Genomic DNA, 714 nt, shown 5'->3' on the forward strand with positions numbered 1-714 from the left:
TAACTGATGACGGCGCCGATGACGCTTCCCCGCGATATGGATCGTCGGTCATGACGGCCGAAGGCGCCGCGACGGTGCGCCGCTTTCCGTGGGGGCGGAGCGTAACGCCGGCCTGATCTGCTTCCCGTACCCGGCCCAGCGGGTGCGCACCTTTGCCACCATCGCCGACCTGCTGGCGCCGTCCGTGGCCGTAGCGGCGGTCCAGTGCTTCACCTGGACCGGCCGGCCGGGGTCGGGCCAGGTGGAAAGCACGGTGGTGCCCGCGGTCCGCGAGGTGGCAGCCGAGTGGGCGGACTGCCTGCTGGTTATTTTTGGCCACCGCGCCGGAGCGTGGTTGGCGTTCGAGGTCGCCCGGCGGCTGGAGACCTCCCAGATCCCGCTAGCCGGGCTGTTCGCGTCCGCCAGTCCTGCCCCGTCCCGCGGTTGGCGGGGCGACGCCGCTGTGCCGTTGACGCCTGGTGGGCCGGACGAGGACGTCGTCGACGGACGCGGGCCGTTGGACATCGTGCGATGCCCGATTACTGTTCTGGCGGGGGACGCCGATCAGCGGACCACCGTCCGCGATGCCTACGCGTGGTCGGAGCACACGAGCGGAGCATTCGACATCCGCATCTTCCCCGGCGACGACCGGTACATCGATTCCCACCCTCGGGACGTCGCCAACGCGATTTCGGATCAGCTGCTGTCCACGCGCCGTGAGGGCGATGGGAATTC

The 714-nt window shown here is 69.9% G+C and carries 1 protein-coding gene; it reads left to right on the forward strand.

The genetic code is table 11. The features are described 5' to 3' along the window. Positions 1–88: 88 nt before the first annotated feature. On the forward strand, positions 89–714 hold a 626-nt coding region (locus ACY45C_RS20390), incomplete at its 3' end, for a thioesterase II family protein (protein ID WP_462189163.1).

It is taken from the genome of Frankia sp. CcWB2, from assembly GCF_977927585.1.